Source organism: Brotaphodocola sp. (genome assembly GCF_050873365.1).
GTDB lineage: Bacteria > Bacillota > Clostridia > Lachnospirales > Lachnospiraceae > Brotaphodocola.
Genome location: NZ_JBNMIQ010000017.1, coordinates 36,107 through 61,194 on the forward strand (window position 1 = coordinate 36,107; position 25,088 = coordinate 61,194).

Below are 25,088 nucleotides of genomic sequence, written 5' to 3' on the forward strand. Positions count from 1 at the left end.
TATGAATATCGGTCTGATTGCACATGACTCAAAAAAGAAACTGATGCAGAATTTCTGCATTGCCTATCGGGGAATTTTAAGCAAACATGAATTGTACGCGACGGGAACAACCGGTCGTCTGGTGGAGGAAGTGACGAATCTCAACGTTCACAAGTATCTGGCAGGTCATCTCGGCGGACAGCAGCAGCTTGCTGCCCAGATTGAGCACAATGAGATGGATATGATGATCTTCCTCAGAGATCCGCTGACTCCGAAGTCTCACGAGCCGGATGTAAACGACGTTGTCCGTCTGTGCGATATCTACAACATTCCGCTTGCAACGAATCTGGCGACCGCAGAGCTTTTAGTAAAGGCGCTTGATCGTGGTGATCTGGAATGGCGTGAGATTTACCGCTAGAGGTGACTGGTTTGAAAAAGAGGAGAGTGTTTCTGTCGACGGCTCTGTCCTGCATGTGCCTGATGCTGGTTGCATGTGGAAAGGGCGGGCAGACAGAGACTTTATATGAAAATGGGCGCATGGAGAGTTTTCTGGAAGAGTCTTCTTCTTCCGGAGAACGCGCATCCGCGTTTGCAAGTGATCTCTGCGTGGTCACGGGATCGGAGCCTTCCTCGGATTCCGGGGTCAATGCAGAGGTGGCAACGCTGTTTTCTGTGAAGGACAAGCAGGTGCTTTTTCAGAAAAATCCATTTGAGCGCATGAGTCCTGCAAGCATCACAAAAATTATGACGGCGCTGATTGCGCTTCAGGATGGAGATCTGCAAAAAGAGATCACAGTCGGAAAGGAGACCGTGATCACGGAGGCGGGAGCTTCGCTCTGCCATATCAATCCGGGAGAGACTCTGACGCTTGAACAGCTTCTGTATGGCCTGATGCTTCCGTCCGGAAACGATGCGGCGAGTGCGATCGCAGTCTATGAGGCGGGCAGTATCGAGGCGTTTGCCGACAAGATGAATGAGATGGCGTGGAAGCTCGGTGCGACGGATACCCACTTTGTCAACCCGCATGGACTGACAGATCCGGAGCATTACACGACAGCTTATGATCTGTATCTGATCTTCAATGAGTGTCTCAAGTATCCGGAGTTTCGCAAGATCATCGGGACGACGGAGTACACCGCAGAGTACAAGGATGCCAATGGAGTCGCAAAGAGTCAGAAATGGGAGAGCAGTAACCAGTATCTGACCGGAAAGCGTGAGACCCCGGATGGAGTGACTGTGCTTGGCGGAAAGACGGGAACAACTCAGGCGGCCGGTTACTGTTTGATTCTCGGCTGTGAGGACGATCAGAATCAGAATTATATCTCAGTTGTCATGAAAGCATCGAACAGACCGGAATTATATGGAAATATGACAAATATTATTCAGAAAATTGTCAAATAGCCGTTGAAAATTTTTGTGATTTGTACTATAATTGAGTTAATATAAAAAGAATTTTATACAAATTCAATAAGCTCAAGGAGGAGATTACTATGGTGCAGATTATCGCAGGTAAAAAGGGAAAAGGAAAGACCAAGCATCTGTTAGACATGGCGAATCAGGGAGTAAAGGAAGCAACCGGTTCGATCGTTTATCTGGACAAGAGCTCCAAGCATATGTACGAATTAAGCAACAAGATCCGTCTGATCAATGTGAATGAGTATCCGCTGAGCGGTAGTCAGGGATTCATCGGTTTCCTGTGCGGAATCATTTCTCAGGATCACGACATTGAGACGATGTTCTTAGACAGCTTCTTAAAGCTGGCATCCCTTGAGGGAGAGGATATCGCTGACACCATCACAACTTTGGAAACAATCAGTGATAAGTATGCAGTAAACTTTGTTCTCAGCGTATCGATGGACGCAGCTGATATGCCGGAGAGCGCACAGAAGGATGTCATCATCTCACTGTAATACATAAAGTTTTAGTAATTTGATTTGAGCGGTTGTAAAGACCGGTTTAGAAAGCCCTTCGCTGTAAGTAGAAATACATAGCGGAGGGCTTTTTGTTACAGCTCGGAGTCTTGGAGTATTTGACGAATGGGTAGGGATTTTGATCCTGTTTGCTGACGTTCAATCAATAAACGATGACGATGGCGTGAAAGAAATCGAAAGAATAAGAAAGAATTAAGAAAGAATATGGGCGGGATAGGAGGAGCAGGATGGAATTTACTTATGACAAAAGAAAATGGATCACGATTGCGGTTTTGCTTGTGATAGCAATCCTGTCATTCAGTGTGGGGGCGAAGTATGCAACGGCACCGGAACATCATAAAGAGACGATAACGGCGCTGGATGAGAAAAAGGATACCGTACTGGAACTGACTGTGGCAGCCACCGCAACCTCTGCACTGATTACGCTTCTGCCGGGGGATGTGGGAACGCCGATTGCAGAAAAAGTTGCGGATTTGAGTGGTTATCTGCTGATTGTGCTGTGCGCAGTATTTTTAGAAAAATATTTGGTAACTCTGACCGGTTATGCGACATTCAAATTATTTATTCCGGTCGCCTGTGTGTTGTTTGCGGGGAATCTGATTTTTCAAAATCGCAGTGTTGGTCGGTTGGCGAGAAGATTGCTGGCATTTGGAATCTGTATTTTTCTGGTAGTTCCGGCCAGTGTAAAACTGTCGAATCTGATTGATGACACCTATCATGCTCAGATTGAGATGACGCTGGAAGAGGCAAAGGGAACGCAGAAACTTCTGGAGGGCAAATCCGAAGAAGAAGCAGACATGCAGAAGAATGAAGATGCAGGAATGACAGAGCAAAATGCGAGTTCGGGTACTGAGGGGAAGGAAAACCGGAGTGCAGGACAGAATGCAAGTCAGTCGGAAAATCAGAGTGCGGGAGTGGCAGGTCTCTGGGAAAAGGCAAAAGGTGCTCTTGGGAACGCAAAGGATACTGTAACGAGTGCAGTGGAAAATGTGACCTTATCCTCAGAAGAACTGTTGCAGAAAATCGAACATTCCTTGAGTCGTTTCGTGGAGGCGATCGCGGTGATGCTCATCACTTCCTGTGTGATTCCGATCTTGGTGTTGATGGTATTTTTCTGGCTCATTAAAGTGTTGTTGGAGGTGGATGTAAGCGAAAGTCTGGAGGAGGCAGTGCGCAAGATTCGAGAGTGAGAAAACGATCATCGGAGGTATTTGGAAACTAGGTATTTGGAAATTAGGTATTCGGAAACTTTAAAATGTTGCGATGAAATCAATGTTACAGGAGAGGAGCATGGAAAACGATCATGGACGGCTACAGAAAAATAGACATGACATCGTGGTCACGCAGAGAGCATTATAAGTATTATACGGAGAAACTTAAAATCGAGTACAACATGACAGTACCGGTCGATGTGAAAAAACTGTTGGATTTCTGTCATGAGAGTAATCACAAGTTTTATCCGACGATGATTTATCTGGTGACAAAGGTGTTAAACCAGATCGAGAATTTCCGCATGTTTAAGGATGCGGAGGGAAATTTATGCGTGTGGGATCAGATCGTTCCAAACTATACAATTTTTCATAAGGAGGATCAGACGTTTTCTGATTGCTGGACGGAGTATTCGGAGGACTTTGAGACCTTTTACCGGGCGATTAGGGAGGATATGCGGGAAGGACAGCAGAAGAGAGGGATCAAGGTCAAGGCAGATCAGCCAGCTAATTTTTATTGCATCTCCTGTGTGCCGTGGACCACATTTACCGCATTTGGCAGTAGAACGGTCAACAGCGCAGAACCCGCCTATTTTCCGATTATCACGATGGGAAAATATGAAGAATCGGGAGAGAAGATTCTGATGCCGGTGAATTTGATGATCGCACATGCGGTGGCGGATGGCTATCACGTTGGTTTCTTCTTTCAGCGATTGCAGGAGGCAATCGATCAGTTAGAGCTGTGATTAGGGAAAAAAAGTGTTTGAAAATAAAACTAATTACGTTCTATGTAATAATAATTGCAAAACAGAAACATATGGAGGTATAACAGAATGGAATATACGTTATTGGGAAACACGGACATTCAGATTTCCAAATTGTGTGTCGGATGCATGAGCTTTGGAAAAGCCGGAACGATGCATGACTGGACGTTAAATGAAGCGGATACCGAGGAGATGGTAAAATATTCGCTGTCACTCGGGATGAATTTCTTTGACACGGCAAATGGCTACTCTGCGGGAACGAGTGAGGAGTATTTGGGGCGTGCACTCAAGAAGAATGTCGCCCGCAATCAGGTTGTCATTGCTTCCAAGGTTTATTTCAATCCCGGCAGACTCTCCGCTGAGGCGATCCACAGAGAGATCGACGGAACGCTCAAACGTCTTGGAACGGATTATCTTGATCTCTACATGATTCACCGGTTTGATTACGAGACTCCGATCGAGGAGACGATGTCTGCGCTGAATGATCTGGTCAAGGCAGGAAAGGTCAGAACGCTCGGAGCTTCCGCGATGTACGGCTATCAGTTTTACAACATGCAACTGACGGCGAGAGATCATGGATATGCGCAGTTTCAGGCGATGGAAAACCATTATAACCTGCTGTACCGGGAGGATGAGAGAGAATTGATTCCGATCTGCAAGCAGATGAATGTCTCGCTGATGCCGTACAGTCCATTGGCTGCCGGTCATCTGGCTCGCCCGCAGTGGAGGACGGATACGCTTCGCGGAAAAACCGATCGCGTCGCAATGGGAAAATACGACCGAACCGAGGAACAGGATATGCAGATTGTCAGTCGCGTTCATGAGCTGGCAGAGCGGTATGGCGTGAAGATGTCCCAGATTGCACTCGCATGGCACTGGTCAAAGGGAGTTGCTTCCCCGATCATCGGTGCGACAAAGAAAGAGCACTTAAAAGACGCCGTTGAGGCACTTAAAGTCAAGCTGACACCGGAGGATCTCGCCTACTTGGAAGAACCGTATTTTCCGCATCGGATTGTCGGCGCGATCGACCACAATCCACCTCAGGGCGTGATGCTGTTGGACGAGAAGAAGTAAGATCAGAACGATGACAGGAGCGACACAAAAATAAGAAGTGGGCTAAGAAAATAAGAAAAAAATAAGAGATAGGAAAAGCAAGTAGAAAAAGCAAGAAAGAAAACAGAAAAGAAATAAGACAGAAATAAAAAAGACAGAAGTAAAAAGACAGGAGACGAGAGGAACGATAAAAGTTTTGCGCTTTTATCGCTTCTCTCGTTTTCTTGTTTATGGAAAAACGGCTTGAACTTTTTATAGGAAACTCTTATAATGAATTGGAGCCGAATCAGGCGCGGGAGGAAATCGTTTTGGCAAAAAAGAAAAAATCAAAAAATTCGAAAATTGTGAGGTATCATCGCCCGATTAATTTTAATGTGGGAATGATTACTTTTGCAATTATCTTCATTTATCTGATATTCAGTGTTTACAAGTATGTAAGAAAAGACAAGATTCAGTTTTATGAGGTCGTTGAGGGAAATATTGTCAATGACACCCAGTATACAGGATTGATTCTGCGAAATGAGCAGGTCGAGTCGACGGATCGGAGCGGATACATCAACTATTACATCCGAGAGGGAAAACGCGCCGGTGTGGGAACGAGAATCTACTCGATCGATGAGACCGGAAGCCTTGCAAAGTTTATGGAGGAGAATCCGGACGCGAATGTGACGCTCACAAGCGAGAATCTCTCCGACATCAAGCGTCAGCTCTCCTCGTTTTCCATCGGATACAGCGACCAGAGATTTTCAGATGTCTATGATCTGCGCTACACGTTGGAGGCATCCGTCCTCGAGTATGTGAATTTCAATGCACTCGGAAATCTTGATGCGATGTTGGAGCAGACCGGAATCACATTCCAGCAGGTGAGAGCACCGCTGTCCGGCGTGGTCTCGTATGCGATCGACGGGATGGAGGGGCTCACGGCAGATCAGGTGAGTGCAGATTCATTTGACCGCACGAAGTATACAAAATCCATTCCGAAATCGGGTGATCTGATTGAGCAGTCCACGCCGGTCTACAAGCTGGTGACTTCGGATGACTGGAGTCTGGTCTTTCCGCTGAAGGAAGATGCCGTTGCCGAGTACAGCGACAAGACAAGTCTCCATGTGACATTTCCGACGTATGATCTCGACACAGACGGGGATTTTTCGATTTTCACCGGAACGGACGGGGCACAGTACGGAAAACTGGATTTCCATCAGTACATGGTGCAGTTTGTCGGAGAGCGATATGTGGACTTTGAGGTGGATACCGAGAGAATGGACGGACTCAAGATTCCTGTGACTGCAGTCACCGAGAAGAATTTCTATCTCATTCCGGAGGATTATCTGGCAAAGGGTGGAGACAGCGGAGACATTGGCTTTATGAGAGAGGTGTACTCAGAGTCAGGAACTTCACTGGAATTTGTTCCTGTTACCATATATTATTCGGATGGTGAATATGATTATATTGAGATGGGGGACAAGGCTCCGCTCAAGGGAGGCGATTATATTGACAAGCCGAATTCTCAGGAGCGATACCAGATCGGTCAGACGGCATCTCTTCAGGGTGTCTATAACATCAACAAGGGATATGCAGTCTTCAAGCAGATTGAGATTTTAAAGTCAAATGATGAGTACTATACAGTGAAGAAGGGAACCAATTACGGACTCGCCGTGTTTGACCACATTGTACTCGATGCAAATTCTGACTATGAGGGAGAGCTGATTTATCAGTAAACGCGTTACGGAAAATACAGAAAATACAGGGAATATAGGAAATACAGGAAAGACAGGAGGAAAAAAGATGATTCAGGAACAGTACAGAAAAGTCAGAGAGAAAATCGATCTTGCCTGTGCGCGCAGTGGCAGAGATCCGAAGGAAGTGACGCTGATTGCAGTGAGCAAGACGAAGCCGATCGAGGATCTTCATGAGGCGTATGAGGCAGGAGCCCGTGATTTTGGGGAGAATAAGGTGCAGGAGATTGTGCAGAAAGCACCGCAGATGCCGGAGGATGCCCGTTTCCACATGATCGGTCATCTTCAGCACAATAAGATCCGTCAGGTTCTCCCGCACGTTGAGATGATCCACTCGGTTGACTCTGTGCGACTCGCAGAGTATATCGAGAAAGAGGCGCAGAAGGAAGAGCGCGAGGTGAAGATTCTGCTTGAGGTCAATGTCGCAAAAGAGGAGAGCAAGTTCGGATTTGCGCCGGAAGAAGTGGAGGAAGCTGTCCTTGCAATCAGCCAGATGAAGCACTTAAAAATTTGTGGTCTGATGACAATAGCGCCAAATGTGGAACATCCGGAAGAAAATCGCCCTGTTTTTAAAAAATTATATGAATTATCTGTTGACATTAAAAAGAAAAACGTTGATAATGTTAGCATGAGTGTACTTTCCATGGGAATGACCGGTGACTATGAGGTTGCCGTTGAGGAGGGTGCAACCATGATTAGAGTCGGCACGGGAATCTTTGGTGCCAGATGATGAGGATTGGAGAGAGAATTATGGGTATTTTGAGTAAGGTAATGGATACCTTCCGGATGAACGATGATATAGATGAAGGAGTGTTCGACCCGGAAGACGACTATGAGATGGAGGATAGAGATCGCTCCTCAAGAAAGAGTCGTTTTTCACAGCGTGACGATGATGACGATGACGATATCGAGGAGGGACGCAGAAGCCTGTTCTCCCGCTCCCCGAAGGTTGTTCCGATGAAGCAGAAGACGATGGAAGTATCGTTAATCAAGCCAACTTCTTTTGATGATGCGCGTGAGACTTGTGACTATCTGCTTGCTGGTAAGGCAGTTGTCCTGAATATGGAGGGAATCCACACGGAGACCGCACAGAGAATTATCGATTTCATCTCTGGTTCCACTTACTCCATGAATGGAAATCTTCAGAAGATCTCCAGCTATATCTTTATTGCAACACCGGAGACCGTAGAACTTTCCGGTGATTTTCAGGAGATGCTCAACAATGGCGGTCTGGAAGTTTCCGGCATGAATATCCACCTGTAAATCAATAGTAGGAATAGTAGGTCAACAGGGAATCCGCAGAAAAATCTGTGGAAAAAATCAATACGGAACGGACATCGTTCTGGGAAGAAAAGATACATAGAGCAGACAATTTTCCAGCGATTTTTCGGAAGATTGTTTGCTTTTCTTTTAACAGAGGTTGACTGCAACGATTCTTGAATTCTTAATTTTTTGGAAATTGAGAGCAGTTATGGCAGGGCAGGAAATGGGATTGGAAATAGGAGACAGGAGAAACGAAAAAACAGGAAAAGGAGAACATACGATGGCAGAGAGATTGAATGTGCGCAGAGATGGCAATTGGATTTATGATATTGTGGTGGAGTCCTCCTATGAGCGACTGGGTGAGGAGATTCCGGCGCTGGATACCGGAAACCGGAAAATCTGTATTGTGACGGACAGCAATGTGGCACCGCTCTATCTGGATGAGGTGAAGGAGCAGGTTTCTAAGTGCTGTAAGAAAGTGGAGACATTTATCTTTCCGGCAGGAGAGGAAAATAAAAATCTGGATACGGTTCGCACGCTGTATGAGTTCCTGATTCAGAAACACTTCGACAGAAAGGATGTTCTCGTCGCACTGGGCGGTGGCGTTGTCGGCGATCTCTGCGGATTTGCGGGGGCAACTTATCTGCGCGGAATTCGTTTCATCCAGGTTCCGACGACTCTTCTGTCTCAGGTGGATTCGAGCATCGGAGGAAAGACGGGAGTCGACTTTGACAGCTACAAAAACATGGTCGGTGCATTCCACATGCCATCGCTTGTCTATGCGAGCACCTCAAGCCTTCTGACGCTGTCCGCAGAGCAGTTTGCGTCGGGAATGGGTGAGATTGTCAAGCACGGTCTGATCAAGAACCGGGACTACTATGAGTGGATCTGTGAGCACGCAGATGCAATTAGAGAGAGAGATCTTAGCGTCTGTGAACAGCTGATTCTTGTGAGCTGTCGAATTAAGAGAGATGTCGTGGAGAAAGATCCGACCGAGCAGGGCGAGAGAGCGCTCCTGAACTTTGGACATACGCTCGGTCACGCGATCGAGAAGATGATGAATTTCAAGCTGGCTCACGGTCAGTGTGTTGCCCTCGGCTGTCTTGCCGCTGCTCATATCTCCGCAAAGCGCGGAATGATCACGGATGCCGAGGTGGATCAGATGAGAAAGGCGTTTGCGACCTTTGATCTTCCGGTTTCAATCGCTGGATATGGTCTGGACCCGAATGAGGTGATTCAGGCGACAAAAAATGATAAGAAGATGGAAGCAGGTGCCATCAAGTTTGTTCTTCTGCGTCAGGTCGGCGAGGCGTATATCGACCGCACGGTGACCGAGGCAGAGATGAAAGAGGCACTGGAATGGCTTGCAGGAGGAACGAATGAAAGATAAGTTTGGCAATCTGGCAATCTGGGGAATCGGATCGATCCTTCTTCTCTGGTTTGACCAGTACACGAAACTGGCTGCAACGATTTCACTGAAGGGAAAGGCTCCGCGCGTCATCGTGGACGGAGTCTTTGAACTTCTCTACTCGGAGAACCGGGGCGCTGCATTTGGAATTTTGCAGGGGCGTCAGGGATTTTTCTTTGTGATTGCACTCGCAGTTCTGGTGACGGCGGGATTTATGATGTACCGGATGCCGAACTGGAAAAATGCGCGCTACCATGCGCTCAAGATCTGCCTGATCTTTATCACGGCAGGTGCAATCGGAAATATGGCAGATCGAATTTCCCTCGGCTATGTCGTGGATTTTTTGTATTTTAGCCTGATTGATTTCCCGATTTTTAATGTCGCAGACATCTATGTGACGACAGCGACGGCATTTCTTCTCGTCTTGTTTGGATTTTATTACAAGGACAGCGATCTCGAGGTCTTCTCTCTGAAAAAGAAGGCTGAGGGAGCAAATGCTGGTGGAAAAGAAAATAAGGACAATAAGAGCGAGAAGAGCAATAACAAGAATAAGGGCAATAAGGAGGCGAAGCATTGATTCGGGAATTTTGTGTGGAAGAGGGAGCAGGGTCCCGAATTGACCGCTATCTGAGCGAGCAGGTTGCAGAAATGTCGCGCGCTCATCTCCAGAAACTCTTAAAGGACGGGGGCGTGACCGTCAATGATCGCCCTGTCAAGAGCAGTTATAAGGTCATGGAGGGCGACAAGATTCAGCTTGATATTCCGGAGGCGGTCGAGCCGGAGATTGTGCCGGAGGAGATGGATCTTGACATTCTCTATGAGGACAAGGATATCATTCTGATCAACAAGCCGAAGGGCATGGTTGTGCATCCGGCAGCGGGGCATGCGACCGGAACGCTCGTCAATGGACTGATGGCGCACTGTCGTGGCGATCTTTCTGGGATCAACGGAGTGATGCGTCCGGGAATTGTTCACCGCATTGATATGGACACAACAGGGGTGCTGATTGTGTGCAAGAATGACCAGGCGCACAACGCGATTGCCGAACAGCTCAAAGTGCACTCGATCACGAGAAAGTACTATGCGATTGTTCACGGTGTTGTGAAGGAGGATGAGGGGACGGTTCATGCGCCGATCGGTCGCCATCCGACGGATCGCAAGAAGATGAGCATCAATGAGAAGAACGGAAAGGACGCGATCACGCATTACCGGGTTCTGCGCCGTTTCCGCCGTTTTACCTACATCGAGTGTCAGCTTGAGACCGGGCGGACGCACCAGATTCGCGTGCATATGGCAAGCATCGGTCATCCGCTCCTCGGAGATCATGTGTACGGACCGGCGAAATGTCCGTTTTCCGGACTTCAGGGGCAGACGCTCCATGCGGGTGTGCTCGGAATCATTCATCCGACAACCGGGGAATATATGGAATTTCAGGCGCCTCTTCCGGAATACTTTGAGACACTTTTGAGAAAATTGGAACAGGATTGAGCAATATTAAGCAATATTAAGCAATATTAAGCAGGATTGAGAAAACAGTTTGATGAATTTTGATGAAAAAGGAAACATTGAAACATTGTGTAGTATTTTCGGTTTCATTGAACGTTTAGCAAAGAATTGTGACAATAGTTTCTAAAGTATACGTTTTTTTGAATAATGTTTATGTACTTTTCTGAAATTTTGAGTTATAATAGGGTTAGAAAGATTTAGGCGTGTCTCAACATTCATTTCTGTGATCGGCGGACGCGCACGAAGACAGAAAGGAGCGAAACATTATGAAGGGAAATCTTGTTATCACAATAGGCAGACAGTGCGGAAGCGATGGTAAGGATATCGGAATGAAACTGGCAGAAAAGATGGGGGTCAAGTGCTACGATAAGGAATTGTTGGCACAGGCAGCTAAGAACAGTGGACTTTGCCAGGAATTATTCGAGTCTCATGATGAGAAGCCAACGAGTAGCTTTCTGTATTCGCTTGTGATGGATACCTATTCGATGGGATATAATTCTTCTGCATATATGGATATGCCTTTAAATCACAAGATCTTTCTTGCTCAGTTTGATACGATCAAGAAACTCGCAGATCAGGAGTCCTGTGTCATTGTTGGACGGTGTGCGGACTATGCACTTGCAGATTATCCGAACACGCTGTCTGTCTTTATCACAGCATCGGACGAGGAGAGAATTGCCCGTCTGAAGGATCTGTACAAGGTGGATGATGCCAAGGCAAAGGACATCATGGTAAAGACGGACAAGAAGCGTTCAAGCTACTACAATTACTATTCGAGCAAGCGCTGGGGCGATGCGAAGAGCTATGATCTTTGCCTGAGCAGTACGGCACTTGGAATCGATGGCGTGGTTGACATGATTCTGGAAGTTGCGAAAGCAAAGCAGAAGTGGGTAAATCGGTAGAGATATTTGCAAGATGCTCTCATTTGGTGAAAGTGCCGGATGAGGGCATTTTTGCGGTTCAAGTCGACGCTCGCGGAGACTTAGCGCGTGATTCTGGTCAGCTTTGCTGACATTTTCCAATCAGAATCACTGCGCATCCATTAGAACTCCGACGGCGAGTAAAGTCCTGCAAACGCGCTCTCGCTCCGGGTTCGACGTAATGGTGCATAAGGTCGCAAAGTACGCGACCTAAACACCAACGTCTCACACGGGTTTGCAGTCACTTTCTCGCCTTTCGGAGTTCCATCAAGGTATAACTCAGAGTGAATGTCCCATCCTCCTCGATAGGTGGGATTATCACAAACTTTCTCAGGAGTGGAGACAATCCCCTTCTGAAGTTATACGATATTTTATTAGTTCATAGGGATAGGGAAAATAAGGCGGGATCATGAGCACATATGTAGATTTGATGAGGTTGGATTTTCCGGAAGACGAGCAGGAAAAGATGGAGATGTTTGCTGAGATAGAGGGACGACTGTCGAGACAGCGAATTGAGAAGGCAAATCGTTTTCGCAGACCGGAGGATCGGGAGCGTTCGCTCTGTGCGGGGCTGTTGCTTGACTATGCGCTTATGAGATTTGGGTGCAGGGAGAAGACGGAAGAAATTGGGATTTCTGAACATGGAAAGCCGGTGCTTTTGTCGTGCCCGGAACTTTTTTTTAATCTCTCTCACTCGATGAATCTGGTGATGGCAGTTACTTCTGATCGACCGTGTGGCTGTGATGTCGAGGAGGTTCGCAAAGCGGTCGCCGGGGTTTCGAGACGTTTTTTCTGTGAGGAGGAATGTCAGGAGATCTTTTCATGTCCGGAGGGAGTGCAGAGAGACCGGATGTTTACACGGTTCTGGACCATGAAGGAGAGCTATGTAAAAATGACGGGGACGGGATTGACGATTCCGCTCGACTCGTTTCGCATTCTGCTTCCACAGAAGAGACCGGATGGGAGTTTGTCTCAACAGACTGTGCAGACGGATTGTGTGCAGATAGAGAACAGGAAATGTTTGGAATATGCGATCGGGCGTGTACGGCGGAGTGGAGAACATGAGAACTGCGCACTCTATGATTTTTCCGAATGGATGGAAGAAAAAATGGAGAAAATTTCCGGCAGGGGGGCGTGTGCTTCGGTCTGTCTTTCATCCGAAGACAGGGACGTTTTTTTCTCTTTTCAAAATCTGTCGGATGTGATATAATCACTACGAATATGGGTGGCCGGAAGGAGAGAATTTTTCATGGATATGAAACGTGTATTTTTGAAATTGAGCGGTGAAGCGCTTGCAGGCCCGAAGAAAACTGGGTTTGATGAAGATACGGTAAAGGAAGTTGCAAGACAGGTTAAGATTTCTGTCGATGCAGGTGTTCAGGTCGGCATCGTCATCGGAGGTGGAAACTTCTGGAGAGGACGCACGAGCGACGCGATCGAGCGCACACATGCAGATCAGATCGGTATGCTTGCCACGATCATGAACTGCATTTATGTGTCTGAGATTTTCCGCAATACCGGAATGAAGACCGAGATTCTGACTCCGTTTGTCTGTGGAACGATGACGAAGCAGTTCTCAAAGGATTTAGCAAATCAGTTCTTTGAGGAAGGACGAGTTGTATTCTTTGCAGGCGGTACGGGACATCCGTATTTCTCTACCGATACCGGAATCACTCTGCGTGCGGTTGAGATGGATGCAGACTGCATTCTTCTTGCAAAGTCGATCGATGGCGTATATGACAGCGATCCGGCTGTGAACCCGAATGCAAAGCGTTATGATACCATCCGCATTCAGGACGTGATCGATCAGAAACTTGCAGTTGTGGATCTGACCGCATCGATCATGTGCATGGAGCACAAGATGCCGATGGCAGTATTTGATTTGAATGAGAAAGACAGCATTGCAAATGCGATGCAGGGAAAAATTAACGGTACGATTGTGACCGTAGACTAACTAACAGGAGGATGTTATGCAGGATCAGTTAAAGATTTACGAGGGAAAGATGGAAAAGTCCCTGGAGGTACTTCAGGAGGAGTATTCATCTATCCGTGCAGGCCGTGCGAACCCGCATGTTTTAGACAAGATTAAGGTGGATTATTACGGAACTCCGACCCCGATTCAGCAGGTTGGTAACTTAAGCGTTCCGGAGGCTCGTATGATCGTGATTCAGCCGTGGGAGAAGTCCCTGTTAAAGGCAATCGAGAAGGCAATTCTGACCTCTGATCTGGGTATCAACCCGACGAACGATGGCCAGGTGATCCGTCTGGTATTCCCGGAGCTGACTGAGGAGCGCCGTAAAGAACTTGCAAAGGATGTCAAGAAGAAGGGTGACGCGACAAAGGTAGCAGTTCGCAACATCCGTCGTGATGCAAACGAGACATTCAAGAAGATGGAGAAGGCTGGAGAGATCTCTGAGGATGAGCAGAAGACCGCAGAGGAGAAGATCCAGAAGCTGACCGACAAGATGATCGTGAAGATCGATGCAGCAATCGATGCAAAGACCAAGGAGATCATGACTGTTTAATTGCAAAAGAGAAAAGATTGATTATATTGATTATTTTGCAAAGACAGATCCATATGTATTCTAGCAGGACAGGGGGAAATTCCTGTCCTGTATTTTTACAATCGTATATAAGTTGTATATAAGGATATAGAATGTATGTGAAAACATATATCAAAACATGTATGAGAATCTCAACGAGTGTAAGTTTTGACCGTTGGGATCTCAGATTAGGGAGGATAAAAAATTATGGAAAATGATTTGCAGGGACTTGTAGTTCCAAAACATATCGCGATCATTCTGGATGGAAATGGACGTTGGGCGAAGAAGAGAGGACTTCCGCGCTCAATGGGACACAAGGAAGGCTGTGTGACGGTTGAGAAGACCGTTGAGATCGCAGCGCGCATGGGCGTTGAGTATCTGACGGTGTACGGATTTTCGACGGAGAACTGGAAGCGTTCAAGCGAGGAAGTCGGAGCTCTGATGCAGTTGTTCCGCTTCTACATGGTGCGCCTCTTAAAGACCGCAAAGGCAAACAACGTGCGCGTCAAGATGATCGGAGAGCGCAGTCGTTTTGCACAGGACATCATCGACGGAATCAACCGTCTCGAGGAGGAGACGAAGGACAACACCGGTCTGACCTTTGTCATTGCAGTCAATTACGGTGGACGCGATGAGATCACCCGTGCAGTGAGACGGATGGGAGAGGATTGCAAACTTGGAAATCTCGATCCGCAGACGATCACGGAGAGCACGGTTGCATCTTACCTCGATACCGCAGGCATGCCGGACCCGGATCTCTTGATCCGCACGAGCGGAGAACTGCGCCTGTCGAACTACCTGCTCTGGCAACTTGCTTACTCCGAGATCTACATCACAGACTGTCTGTGGCCGGATTTTGACCGCGCAGAGCTTGTGAAGGCGATTGAGGCATATAATAAGCGTGACCGCAGATTTGGCGGAGTCAAGCAGGCGTAAGGCACGCACAGACAGGACATAACAGGACATAAACGGAGGAAATTTTACGATGTTTACGAAGAGACTGATAAGCGGTATTGTTCTTGTCATCCTTGCAATTCTGATTGTCGGACAGGGAGGAATCCTTTTGTATGCGACGACCGCGCTGATTTCTCTGATCGGTCTGTTTGAGCTGTATCGGGTGATGAAGATTGAGAAAAATGTGCTCGGAGCAGTCGGATTTGTCTCTGCTCTGGCATATTATGGGATGGTCTGGCTGGAGAACGGTCAGCAGTACGTGACCTTGCTTGCGATTATCACGCTGATGGTGCTGATGAGCATCTATGTGTTTACGTTCCCGAAGTATAAGACTGAGGAGATTACGGTGGCATTTTTTGGACTCTTCTATGTGCCGGTGATGCTGTCCTATCTCTATCTGGTGCGTGTGATGCCGGATGGTGCCTACCTCGTTTGGCTCGTCTTTTTCAGCTCATGGGGATGTGACACGAGTGCTTACTGCGTCGGCATGCTGATCGGAAAACACAAGATGACCCCGGTGCTGAGCCCGAAGAAGACGATTGAGGGCGGAATCGGCGGAGTTGTCGGAGCCGGACTTCTCGGATTTCTTTATGGAAGCATTTTTGGAACGCATATGCAGGAACTTGCAAATCCTCAGATTGCGTGCGCGATTGCATGTGCGATTGCGGGAATGATTTCCCAGATCGGAGATCTTGCGGCCTCGGCAATCAAGCGCAACCACAACATCAAAGATTACGGCAACCTGATTCCGGGTCACGGTGGAATTCTGGATCGATTTGACAGTATGTTGTTCACCGCACCGGCAATTTACTTTGCACTGACATTTTTAAAGTAACAGAATAAAGGAATTGAATGAAGTGACAGAAGAATAACGAAAAAAGGAGAAAAGACCATGAAGAAGATTGCAATTCTGGGTTCGACCGGTTCGATCGGTACGCAGACCTTGGAAGTAGTGGAGCAAAACGGGGATATTCAGGTTACAGCGCTTGCAGCGGGAAGTAACATTGTGCTTCTCGAAAAGCAGATCCGCAAATTTCATCCGGTGCTTGCCTGTGTCTGGGATGAGCAGAAGGCAAAGGAACTGCGCACGGCAGTTGCAGATCTCGATGTGAAGATTGTCTCCGGAATGGATGGACTGATGGAAACGGCGACTCAGCCGGATGCAGAGATCGTGGTGACCGCCGTTGTCGGTATGATCGGAATTCGCCCGACGATCGCTGCTATGAAGGCAGGAAAGGACATTGCGCTTGCAAACAAGGAGACACTTGTAACCGCAGGTCATCTGATCATGCCACTCGCAAAAGAGCTTGGGGTGAAGATTCTTCCGGTTGACAGTGAGCACAGCGCGATTTTCCAGAGCTTAAACGGCGAACATGGAAATAAGATTCACAAGATTCTGCTGACAGCTTCCGGCGGTCCGTTCCGTGGATGGACGAGAGATCAGCTTGCTGGCGTGCAGGTCGAGGATGCACTCAAGCACCCGAACTGGACGATGGGACGAAAGATCACGATCGATTCGTCGACGATGGTCAACAAGGGACTTGAGGTCATGGAGGCACACTGGCTCTTCGATGTCGAGATGGACCAGATTGAGGTTGTCGTACAGCCTCAGAGTGTGATTCACTCGATGGTCGAGTATGAGGATGGAGCGGTGATTGCTCAGCTTGGTACACCGGATATGAAACTGCCGATCCAGTACGCACTCTATTATCCGCAGAGAAGATTTCTGCCGGGAGATCGTCTGGATTTTGCAAAAATGGGTAAAATTACCTTTGAGGCACCGGACATGGAGGTGTTCCGCGGTCTGAAACTCGCCTATGAGGCAGGACGTCGCGGTGGCTCTCTGCCGACGGTCTACAATGCGGCAAATGAGTATGCGGTAAGCAAGTTCTTAAAGAGAGAGATCCCGTACCTTGCGATTATCGAGATGATCGAGTCTGCGATGGAACATCATTACACCGTGGAGAACCCGAATGTCGAGCAGATTCTTGAGGCAGAGCGTGAGACGTATGAATTCTTGCAGATGATGCAGTTTAATCTGTAAGAGTCTGTAAGAGACGGTTATGGATCGTTCGATCGTTCGGAAAGATCGTTAGAAAAGATCAAAAGACCATTAGAAAAGATCGTTCGAGATTTGTATCGTACAAGAAGCAGAATGAATAGTAATGAATATTTAGAAAGCAGGTGGTAAATTGCTGAATATTGTGGCGGCGGTATTGCTTTTTGGCTTTATCGTACTGGTACATGAATTCGGTCATTTCCTGCTGGCAAAACTCAACGGGATCGGTGTCGTGGAATTTTCCATCGGCATGGGTCCCCGTCTTGTCAGTCTGGTAAAAAACGATGGAGCTTACAAGGTGCGTTTTCTTGCGCGCCCCGAGGCGGATGCGCTCGCGCCGGAATCGGAGACGACGGTGTACTCGTTGAAACTGCTCCCGTTCGGTGGTTCGTGCATGATGGTCGGGGAGGACAGCGATGTCGAGCATCCGGACCCGAATGCATTTGGAAATAAGCCGGTGTTTGCGCGAATTCTTGTGATTGCAGCGGGACCGGTTTTCAACTTTATTCTCGCATTTTTGTTTGCGATTGTGATTGTCGGCGCAGTCGGTCATGATGCACCGGTGCTCTACGGTGTGACGGAAGGCTCTCCGGCTCAGGAGGCAGGACTTCAGGCGGGAGACCGGATCACGAAGATCAACGGCAGAAGAATCTATGCGTACCGCGATGTACAGCTCTACACATTTTCGCATCCGGGTGAGAAGATGGTGATCCACTATGAGCGACCGGCAGATGGAACGTGGGAGACAGAGGGTGCATTTGAGAAGCGCAGTGTGACGTTGACTCCGGCTTACAGCCAGGAATATCAGACCTATCTGATTGGCGTGCAGTTTCGCGGATATGAGAGAGTGCATGGAATCGGAGAGCTGATCAGTGACAGCGTGTACGAGGTCAGATACTGTGTTGTCTCGACATTTGACAGTATCCGGATGCTCGTGCACCGCCAGGTCAAGGTTGATGAGGCGATCAGCGGACCGGTCGGCATTGTCGGGATGGTCGGAGAGACCGTGCAGGAGGGCCGTGAGGTTGGAACAAAGGCGGTGATTCTTGTGCTCTCGAACTGGGTGCTTCTCTTGAGCTCGAGTCTTGGAATCATGAACCTGCTTCCGATTCCGGCACTTGACGGCGGAAGACTGCTGTTTTTGTTGATTGAGCTTGTGCGCAGAAAACCGACGGACCCGAAGATTGAGAATGCGGTTCATATGGCGGGAATGATGGTTCTGATGGCGCTGATGGTTCTTGTGCTGTTCAATGATATCAGCAAGCTGATTATCAGATAAAGGTCTACTATCAGACAATATTAAGAGTGAGATAAGGATTAAGATAAAGATTAAGATACGGATCGAATAACGTAACGTTAAAAAGAAACTCTTAGAGACATGTCAGAGAGAAACTCTTGAAATTGAAATGTTGGAAAGAAAAACGGGGAGGTAAAAAACAGATTATGGCAGAGCGAATGAAGACAAAAGAAATTCATATTGGAAATCGCGTGATCGGCGGGGACAATCCGATTCTGATCCAGTCGATGTGCAACACAAAGACCGAGGATGTCGAGGCGACGGTCGCACAGATTCTCGCGCTTGAGAAGGCGGGATGTGACATCATCCGTGTTGCAGTTCCGACGATGGAGGCAGCGGGAGCGATCAGCAAGATCAAGAAGCAGATTCACATTCCGCTTGTCGCAGACATTCATTTTGACTATCGCCTTGCGATTGCAGCGATTGAGAGCGGGGCAGACAAGATCCGCATCAATCCGGGCAACATCGGCTCGGAGGAGCGCGTGAAGGCAGTTGTGGACACCGCAAAGAAATATGGTGTTCCGATCCGTGTCGGTGTCAACAGCGGTTCGCTTGAGAAGAATCTGATTGAGAAGTACGGCGGTGTGACCGCAGAGGGAATTGTTGAGAGTGCACTTGACAAGGTTGCGATGATTGAGCGCCTCGGCTACGACAATCTCGTTATCAGCATCAAGTCCTCCGATGTTATGATGTGCGTGCGCGCGCATGAGCTGATCAGCAAGAAGACGCATTATCCGCTCCATGTCGGCATCACCGAGGCGGGAACCCTCTCCTCCGGAAACATCAAGTCCGCAGTCGGACTCGGCATCATTCTCTATCAGGGAATCGGAGACACAATCCGCGTTTCTCTGACCGGAGATCCGCTTGAGGAGATCAAGTCTGCAAAGAGAATTTTAAAGACACTCGGACTGCGCAAGGGTGGAATCGAGGTAGTCTCCTGCCCGACCTGCGGACGCACCCAGATCGATCTGATCGGTCTTGCAAACAAGGTTGAAAATATGGTGACCGAGTTCGATCACTTAAATCTCAAGGTTGCTGTGATGGGTTGTGTCGTAAACGGACCGGGAGAGGCGAGAGAGGCAGATTTCGGCGTTGCAGGCGGAATCAAGGAAGGTCTGCTGATCAAGCACGGAGAGGTTGTCAGAAAACTTCCGGAGAGCGATCTGTTGCAGGCACTGCGCGCAGAGCTTGTGAAGGCATCTGAGGAGCAGAAGGCAAAGGAAGCCAAGGAAGCGAAATAGACAGGTTTCCAACCAAAATACACAAAAATACAAAAATACGCACATGATTGAAAGGATGGATGAGTCGCGCAATGAAAGAATTTCTGGAAGTATTTCCCGGATTACATATGACGGATCAGATGAAGGAACTGATGGGGATGGTGAAGGTAGACCGCGTCTCCATGACGAGAGATCGCCGTCTGATTCGCGTGTACATCGAGAGTCCGCGTCTGATTCATCGAAAAAATATCATGGATTTGGAGCGCGGGATTGCAGATCAGCTCTTTTACGGCAAGCAGATTCAGATCAAGATTTTTGAAAAATATCATCTGTCGGAACAGTACACGCCGGAAAAACTGCTGTCTGCGTACCGCGACAGTCTGCTCCTTGAACTCAAGCATTACAGCATCGTGGAGTACTCGATTTTCAGAAAGGCGCAGTTTTCGTTTCCAGAGCCGGATCTTCTGCACATGACGGTCGAGGACACGATGATTAACCGCGATAAGGCAGGAGAGCTCAAGCGAATTCTCGAAAAGGTTTTCTATGAGCGCTGTTCGATTCCGGTCGAGATCGAGTTTGAGTATGTTCCGGCGACGCGTGCGAAAGCCTCGATCGAGAGAGAACTTCTCGCAGAGCAGGAGGCACTGCGGATGACGAGAGCGGTTGCAGATGTGTTGAATCTGCGCGCGAGGGAGGATGACGGTCAGGGCGGTACAAGCGGAGAGGGCGCATTGGCAACCGGAACGGATGGAGCCGGAACCGGAGAAGCTGGGGCGAGAACGTCTTCGGGTGCAAATTCTGCTGGCGCCGGGGCAAGTAGAACAGCAGGAAATGCAAAAGCAGGCGGTGGAGCATCTGCCGGAGAAAATTCTGCAAAGGGTGTGGCAAAGAGTGCATCCTCTGGTTCTAATAACGGAACCGTATCTGGCGGAGCTGGCGCTCATCCGGGCAATCTGCGTGGTGGAAAGCGCGAGAACTTCAAGAAGAGTGACTGGAGTTCAGGCGGTTATCGGAAGAAATCCGACAATCCGGATGTGCTCTACGGGCGTGATTTTGAGGATGACTTCATCGAGATCGAGAAGATCGAGGGAGAGGTTGGCGAGGTCACGATTCGCGGAAAGATTTTAAAGAAGGACAGCCGGGAACTCAAGAGTGGAAAGACGATCGTGATGTTCCAGGTGACCGATTTCACCGACACGATCACGGTCAAGCTGTTTGCAGATCCGGATTCTCTTGAGGAGATCAACAAGGCGACCGCTGAGAAATCGTTTATCCGTCTGCGCGGAATGACGACAATCGATAAATTCGACGGAGAACTCACAATCGGCTCGGTGCGCGGAATCAAGAAGGGCGAGGATTTCACGAGCAAACGGATGGATCACAGCCCGTTGAAGCGCGTGGAGCTTCACTGCCACACGAAGATGAGCGATATGGATGGAGTCAGCGATGTCAAGGACATCGTAAAGCGCGCAAAATCGTGGGGAATGCCGGCGATCGCCGTGACCGATCATGGATGCGTGCAGGCGTTTACCGAGGCGAACCACGCGCTCGACAAAGGCGATGAGTTCAAGATTCTGTATGGGGTGGAGGGGTATCTCGTTGACGATATGAAACAGCTTGTCGAGAACTCCAAAGGACAGGATCTGCTCGGCTCTTACGTTGTCTTCGATATCGAGACGACAGGATTTTCGCCGGAGAAGAACAAGATCATTGAGATTGGCGCAGTCAAGGTCGTGGACGGCAAGATCACCGAGAAATTCAGCACCTTTGTCAATCCCGATGTACCGATTCCGTTTGAGATTGAGAAGCTGACAAGCATCAACGATGAGATGGTGCTCCCGGCACCGAAGATTGATGTCGTGCTCCCGGATTTTTTGAAATTCTGTGAGGGCTGTGCGCTCGTCGCTCACAATGCCTCGTTCGATGTGAGCTTCATTGCGCACAATGCGAAGGAACAGGGACTTTTCTTTGATCCGACAGTGCTCGATACGGTCGCAATGGCGCGCCACCTTCTGCCAAACCTGAACCGATTCAAGCTCGACACCGTCGCAAAGGCACTCGGCGTTTCGCTCGAGAATCATCACCGCGCGGTCGACGATGCCGGGGCAACTGCGGAGATTTTCGTCAAATTTGTCGAGATGCTTCGCGCGCGCGGAGTTGAGAACCTCGATCAACTCAATGAGATGAGTGAGTTGAGTGCGGATATGATCAAGAAATTGCCGACTCATCATGTGATTATCATCGCGAAAAATGAGGTCGGACGCATCAATCTCTATCGCCTCGTCTCGTGGTCGCACATCGAGTATTTCTCGAAGCGACCGCGTATTCCAAAGAGCGTGCTCAACAACTACCGCGAGGGACTGATCATCGGTTCGGCGTGTGAGGCGGGCGAGCTCTATCAGGCACTTCTTCGCGGACTGCCGGAGGCGGAGCTGATGAAAATTGCAGATTTCTATGATTTTCTTGAGATTCAGCCACTCGGAAACAACGCGTTCATGCTCCGCGATGAGAAGAGTCCGGTGAAGACCTGGCAGGATCTTGAGGATTTGAATAAGAGGATAGTACAGATGGGCGAGGAACTTGGCAAGCCGGTCTGCGCGACCTGCGACGTGCATTTCCTGAATCCGGAGGATGAGATTTACCGAAGAATTCTGATGGCAGGTCAGGGATTCAATGATGCCGACGAACAGGCACCGCTGTTTTTGCGGACAACTGAGGAGATGCTCAAGGAATTTGAGTACCTCGGACCGGACAAGGCGGAGGAGGTCGTGATCACAAACACGCGGATGATTGCGGATATGTGTGAGCGGATCTCGCCGGTGCGCCCGGATAAATGTCCGCCGGTTATCGCCGATTCCGACGAGACTCTGCGTAAGATCTGTTATGACCGCGCGCATGAGATCTACGGGGAGGAGCTTCCGACAATCGTTGTCGAGCGACTTGAGCGTGAGTTAAACTCGATCATCTCAAACGGCTTCGCCGTGATGTACATCATCGCGCAGAAACTTGTGTGGAAATCGGTCGAGGACGGTTACCTCGTAGGCTCGCGAGGATCAGTCGGATCGTCGTTTGTCGCAGCGATGGCGGGAATCACCGAGGTAAACTCGCTGAGCCCTCACTATGTTTGCATGCATTGCCATTACTACGATTTTGACTCGGAGGAGGTAAAGAAATTCTCGGGTATGGCGGGTTGTGATATGCCTGATCGGATCTGTCCGGTCTGCGGAAAACAGCTCACAAAGGCGGGATTTGACATTCCGTTCGAGACCTTCCTCGGATTCAAGGGCGACAAGGAGCCGGATATCGATCTGAACTTTTCGGGTGAGTACCAGAGTAAGGCGCACGACTATACCGAGGTAATCTTCGGAAAAGGGCAGACATTCCGCGCGGGAACGATCGGTACGCTTGCGGATAAGACGGCGTTTGGCTTTGTAAAGAAATACTTTGAGGAGCGCGGAGTTCACAAGAGAAACTGTGAGATTGAGCGAATCGTCGAGGGCTGTGTCGGCGTTCGCCGAACGACCGGTCAGCACCCGGGCGGTATCGTCGTTCTGCCGATCGGCGAGGAGATCTACTCCTTTACTCCGGTACAGAGACCGGCAAACGATATGACGACGAAGACCGTGACGACACACTTCGATTACCATTCGATCGACCACAACCTCTTAAAACTTGATATTCTCGGGCACGATGATCCGACGATGATTCGTATGCTTCAGGATCTGACCGGACTTGACCCGGTTGCCGACATCCCGCTCGACAGCCCGGAAGTCATGTCACTGTTTCAGAATACGTCGGCGCTCGGCGTCACGCCGGAGGATCTCGGTGGATGTAAGCTCGGCGCACTTGGAATCCCGGAGTTTGGAACCGACTTTGCAATGCAGATGTTGATCGATGCCCAGCCGAAGTATTTCTCGGATCTCGTGCGTATCGCGGGTCTGGCACACGGAACCGATGTATGGCTCGGAAATGCAAAAGACCTGATTTTAAGCGGTCAGGCGACGATTCAGACTGCGATCTGTTGTCGAGACGATATCATGGTCTACCTGATTCAGAAAGGCATGGAGGAGGGACTCTCGTTCACGATCATGGAGTCTGTCCGAAAAGGTAAGGGGCTTAAACCCGAGTGGATTGAGGCGATGCTCGCCCACGATGTCCCGCAGTGGTACATTGACTCGTGTCTGAAGATCAAGTACATGTTCCCGAAGGCGCATGCGGCGGCTTATGTTATGATGGCATGGCGAGTGGCATACTGTAAGGTGTTCTACCCGCTCGCCTACTATGCAGCATTCTTCAGTATTCGTGCGAGTGGATTTTCGTATGAGCTGATGTGTCAGGGACGTGAAAAACTTGAGTTCCATCTTGCCGATTACCGCAAGCGCCAGGATTCGCTCTCGAAGAAGGAGCAGGATACCCTGCGCGATATGAGAATTGTGCAGGAGATGTATGCGCGCGGATTTGAATTTATGCCGATCGACATTTACCGCGCACAGGCAGACCGCTTCCAGATTATCGACGGAAAGCTGATGCCGTCACTTGCAAGCATCGATGGAATGGGCGATAAGGCAGCCGAGGGTGTCGTGGAAGCGGCGGCGGAAGGCCCGTTCCTGTCGCGAGAGGATTTCAGAAACCGCTCGAAAGTCAGCAAGACGCTCTGCGATCTGATGGCAGATATGGGGCTTCTCGGCGACCTGCCGGAGAGCAACCAGCTCTCACTGTTTGATTTTACGGCGTGATCAGAATTGTGAAAGCAAACAATTAGAGAAAAAGAGGAAAGCAAGAGAGCAAAGAGATCGTATTTGTGATGAAATTGTTTTTCTGGAAACAGAAGAAATACAAAATGAATGAAAGACTGTCAGAAACCAGAGGAAAAGGAGAAATTCTCTTTTCCAAGTCTGGATATTCTGGCAGTTTTTTTGCGTTTTCGGATTTGGCTCTATGTCAATAGTTGGGGTGGGATTCATGAGAATCCTACTCCATTACTGATATCAGAGCCATTTTTATATACAGCTCTGATACATCCTGTTTTTGGGCATACCAAATAAGCCTCCCTCATTTACCGACCATTTTAACTTATGATGTACAGTGAAGAATCCGAGTACGGAATCGCTTAAAGTTGCGAATACCATAGGAACTTCGTTTTAATACTTTAATCTTGTTGTTAAAGCCTTCTGTCGGACCATTTGTGATTCCGTATTTTAAGGCATTTAAAATTTCTTTTCTCCAAGATTGAAAGGTATTGGCACA

The 25,088-nt window shown here is 48.7% G+C and carries 23 protein-coding genes; 22 read left to right on the plus strand and 1 reads right to left on the minus strand.

The genetic code is table 11. The features are described 5' to 3' along the window. Position 1 precedes the first annotated feature (1 nt). The 22 genes from mgsA (at position 2) to ACR0QT_RS09440 (ending at position 24,577) form a co-directional block, all read left to right on the plus strand. Entirely contained in the window at positions 2–397 is a 396-nt protein-coding gene (gene mgsA / locus ACR0QT_RS09335; protein ID WP_432628328.1) for a methylglyoxal synthase, read from the plus strand. 2 nt (positions 398–399) lie between these two features. Then, the gene (locus tag ACR0QT_RS09340; RefSeq protein WP_432630531.1) at positions 400–1,380 is read left to right on the plus strand and encodes a D-alanyl-D-alanine carboxypeptidase family protein; all 981 of its coding nucleotides are present in this window, start codon (positions 400–402) and stop codon (positions 1,378–1,380) included. 89 nt (positions 1,381–1,469) lie between these two features. Beyond that, a complete protein-coding gene (locus ACR0QT_RS09345) occupies positions 1,470–1,889 on the plus strand; it encodes a twitching motility protein PilT (protein WP_308451166.1) in 420 nt (139 codons plus the stop codon). A 248-nt stretch (positions 1,890–2,137) separates the two neighbouring features. Next, positions 2,138–3,100 (plus strand): hypothetical protein, encoded by a 963-nt coding sequence (locus tag ACR0QT_RS09350; protein ID WP_432630532.1) that lies wholly within the window; start codon positions 2,138–2,140, stop codon positions 3,098–3,100. A gap of 113 nt (positions 3,101–3,213) precedes the next feature. Further along, the gene (locus tag ACR0QT_RS09355) at positions 3,214–3,864 is read left to right on the plus strand and encodes a CatA-like O-acetyltransferase (protein WP_432630533.1); all 651 of its coding nucleotides are present in this window, start codon (positions 3,214–3,216) and stop codon (positions 3,862–3,864) included. An 87-nt stretch (positions 3,865–3,951) separates the two neighbouring features. Further along, entirely contained in the window at positions 3,952–4,956 is a 1,005-nt protein-coding gene (locus tag ACR0QT_RS09360) for an aldo/keto reductase (protein ID WP_432630534.1), read from the plus strand. Positions 4,957–5,243: 287 nt separating this feature from the next. After that, a complete protein-coding gene (locus tag ACR0QT_RS09365) occupies positions 5,244–6,653 on the plus strand; it encodes an HlyD family efflux transporter periplasmic adaptor subunit (protein ID WP_432630535.1) in 1,410 nt (469 codons plus the stop codon). Positions 6,654–6,720: 67 nt separating this feature from the next. Further along, entirely contained in the window at positions 6,721–7,401 is a 681-nt protein-coding gene (locus ACR0QT_RS09370) for a YggS family pyridoxal phosphate-dependent enzyme (RefSeq protein WP_432630536.1), read from the plus strand. A gap of 20 nt (positions 7,402–7,421) precedes the next feature. Next, positions 7,422–7,934: a cell division protein SepF gene (locus ACR0QT_RS09375; RefSeq protein WP_432630537.1), complete on the plus strand. Its 513-nt coding sequence runs from the start codon at positions 7,422–7,424 to the stop codon at positions 7,932–7,934. A 280-nt stretch (positions 7,935–8,214) separates the two neighbouring features. Next, positions 8,215–9,324, plus strand: a complete 1,110-nt coding sequence (gene aroB, locus ACR0QT_RS09380) for a 3-dehydroquinate synthase (protein WP_432630538.1) — start codon at positions 8,215–8,217, stop codon at positions 9,322–9,324. Further along, a complete protein-coding gene (gene lspA, locus ACR0QT_RS09385; RefSeq protein ID WP_432630539.1) occupies positions 9,314–9,919 on the plus strand; it encodes a signal peptidase II in 606 nt (201 codons plus the stop codon). The genes aroB and lspA overlap by 11 nt, the downstream gene beginning before the upstream one ends. Beyond that, entirely contained in the window at positions 9,916–10,830 is a 915-nt protein-coding gene (locus ACR0QT_RS09390) for an RluA family pseudouridine synthase (protein WP_432630540.1), read from the plus strand. The genes lspA and ACR0QT_RS09390 overlap by 4 nt, the downstream gene beginning before the upstream one ends. Before the next feature lie 284 nt (positions 10,831–11,114). Next, entirely contained in the window at positions 11,115–11,750 is a 636-nt protein-coding gene (locus ACR0QT_RS09395; RefSeq protein ID WP_432630541.1) for an AAA family ATPase, read from the plus strand. A 427-nt stretch (positions 11,751–12,177) separates the two neighbouring features. Next, positions 12,178–12,978 (plus strand): 4'-phosphopantetheinyl transferase family protein, encoded by an 801-nt coding sequence (locus ACR0QT_RS09400; protein WP_432630542.1) that lies wholly within the window; start codon positions 12,178–12,180, stop codon positions 12,976–12,978. Positions 12,979–13,017: 39 nt separating this feature from the next. Next, a complete protein-coding gene (gene pyrH / locus ACR0QT_RS09405) occupies positions 13,018–13,722 on the plus strand; it encodes a UMP kinase (protein WP_432630543.1) in 705 nt (234 codons plus the stop codon). 16 nt (positions 13,723–13,738) lie between these two features. Beyond that, positions 13,739–14,293: a ribosome recycling factor gene (gene frr, locus ACR0QT_RS09410; protein WP_432630544.1), complete on the plus strand. Its 555-nt coding sequence runs from the start codon at positions 13,739–13,741 to the stop codon at positions 14,291–14,293. 225 nt (positions 14,294–14,518) lie between these two features. Beyond that, on the plus strand, positions 14,519–15,247 hold the full coding sequence (locus ACR0QT_RS09415; protein ID WP_432630545.1) for an isoprenyl transferase: 729 nt from the start codon (positions 14,519–14,521) through the stop codon (positions 15,245–15,247). Between the two features lie 49 nt (positions 15,248–15,296). Continuing rightward, a complete protein-coding gene (locus ACR0QT_RS09420; protein ID WP_432630546.1) occupies positions 15,297–16,100 on the plus strand; it encodes a phosphatidate cytidylyltransferase in 804 nt (267 codons plus the stop codon). Positions 16,101–16,157: 57 nt separating this feature from the next. Continuing rightward, positions 16,158–17,309, plus strand: coding sequence for a 1-deoxy-D-xylulose-5-phosphate reductoisomerase (locus ACR0QT_RS09425; RefSeq protein ID WP_432630547.1), 1,152 nt, complete (start codon positions 16,158–16,160; stop codon positions 17,307–17,309). Positions 17,310–17,460: 151 nt separating this feature from the next. Then, entirely contained in the window at positions 17,461–18,603 is a 1,143-nt protein-coding gene (locus ACR0QT_RS09430) for a M50 family metallopeptidase (protein WP_432630550.1), read from the plus strand. A gap of 164 nt (positions 18,604–18,767) precedes the next feature. Then, positions 18,768–19,862 carry a flavodoxin-dependent (E)-4-hydroxy-3-methylbut-2-enyl-diphosphate synthase gene (gene ispG / locus ACR0QT_RS09435; protein ID WP_432630548.1) on the plus strand — a complete coding sequence of 365 codons (1,095 nt, stop codon included), beginning with the start codon at positions 18,768–18,770 and terminating at the stop codon, positions 19,860–19,862. 71 nt (positions 19,863–19,933) lie between these two features. Next, positions 19,934–24,577, plus strand: a complete 4,644-nt coding sequence (locus ACR0QT_RS09440) for a PolC-type DNA polymerase III (RefSeq protein WP_432630549.1) — start codon at positions 19,934–19,936, stop codon at positions 24,575–24,577. A gap of 337 nt (positions 24,578–24,914) precedes the next feature. Here the strand turns inward: ACR0QT_RS09440 and ACR0QT_RS09445 are convergent. After that, a partial coding sequence (locus ACR0QT_RS09445; protein ID WP_432630551.1) for a transposase occupies positions 24,915–25,088 on the minus strand: 174 nt, incomplete at its 5' end.

What these genes read in the sequence shown, in the direction of transcription:
- aroB (WP_432630538.1), top strand. Translation starts at nt 8,215, where the DNA reads ATGGCAGAGAGATTGAATGTGCGCAGAGATGGCAATTGGATTTATGAT.
- mgsA (WP_432628328.1), top strand. Translation starts at nt 2, where the DNA reads ATGAATATCGGTCTGATTGCACATGACTCAAAAAAGAAACTGATGCAG.
- ACR0QT_RS09395 (WP_432630541.1), top strand. Translation starts at nt 11,115, where the DNA reads ATGAAGGGAAATCTTGTTATCACAATAGGCAGACAGTGCGGAAGCGAT.
- ACR0QT_RS09345 (WP_308451166.1), top strand. Translation starts at nt 1,470, where the DNA reads ATGGTGCAGATTATCGCAGGTAAAAAGGGAAAAGGAAAGACCAAGCAT.
- ACR0QT_RS09350 (WP_432630532.1), top strand. Translation starts at nt 2,138, where the DNA reads ATGGAATTTACTTATGACAAAAGAAAATGGATCACGATTGCGGTTTTG.
- ACR0QT_RS09415 (WP_432630545.1), top strand. Translation starts at nt 14,519, where the DNA reads ATGGAAAATGATTTGCAGGGACTTGTAGTTCCAAAACATATCGCGATC.
- ACR0QT_RS09355 (WP_432630533.1), top strand. Translation starts at nt 3,214, where the DNA reads ATGGACGGCTACAGAAAAATAGACATGACATCGTGGTCACGCAGAGAG.
- ACR0QT_RS09440 (WP_432630549.1), top strand. Translation starts at nt 19,934, where the DNA reads ATGAAAGAATTTCTGGAAGTATTTCCCGGATTACATATGACGGATCAG.
- ACR0QT_RS09400 (WP_432630542.1), top strand. Translation starts at nt 12,178, where the DNA reads ATGAGCACATATGTAGATTTGATGAGGTTGGATTTTCCGGAAGACGAG.
- frr (WP_432630544.1), top strand. Translation starts at nt 13,739, where the DNA reads ATGCAGGATCAGTTAAAGATTTACGAGGGAAAGATGGAAAAGTCCCTG.
- pyrH (WP_432630543.1), top strand. Translation starts at nt 13,018, where the DNA reads ATGGATATGAAACGTGTATTTTTGAAATTGAGCGGTGAAGCGCTTGCA.
- ACR0QT_RS09360 (WP_432630534.1), top strand. Translation starts at nt 3,952, where the DNA reads ATGGAATATACGTTATTGGGAAACACGGACATTCAGATTTCCAAATTG.
- ACR0QT_RS09425 (WP_432630547.1), top strand. Translation starts at nt 16,158, where the DNA reads ATGAAGAAGATTGCAATTCTGGGTTCGACCGGTTCGATCGGTACGCAG.
- lspA (WP_432630539.1), top strand. Translation starts at nt 9,314, where the DNA reads ATGAAAGATAAGTTTGGCAATCTGGCAATCTGGGGAATCGGATCGATC.
- ispG (WP_432630548.1), top strand. Translation starts at nt 18,768, where the DNA reads ATGGCAGAGCGAATGAAGACAAAAGAAATTCATATTGGAAATCGCGTG.
- ACR0QT_RS09375 (WP_432630537.1), top strand. Translation starts at nt 7,422, where the DNA reads ATGGGTATTTTGAGTAAGGTAATGGATACCTTCCGGATGAACGATGAT.
- ACR0QT_RS09420 (WP_432630546.1), top strand. Translation starts at nt 15,297, where the DNA reads ATGTTTACGAAGAGACTGATAAGCGGTATTGTTCTTGTCATCCTTGCA.
- ACR0QT_RS09370 (WP_432630536.1), top strand. Translation starts at nt 6,721, where the DNA reads ATGATTCAGGAACAGTACAGAAAAGTCAGAGAGAAAATCGATCTTGCC.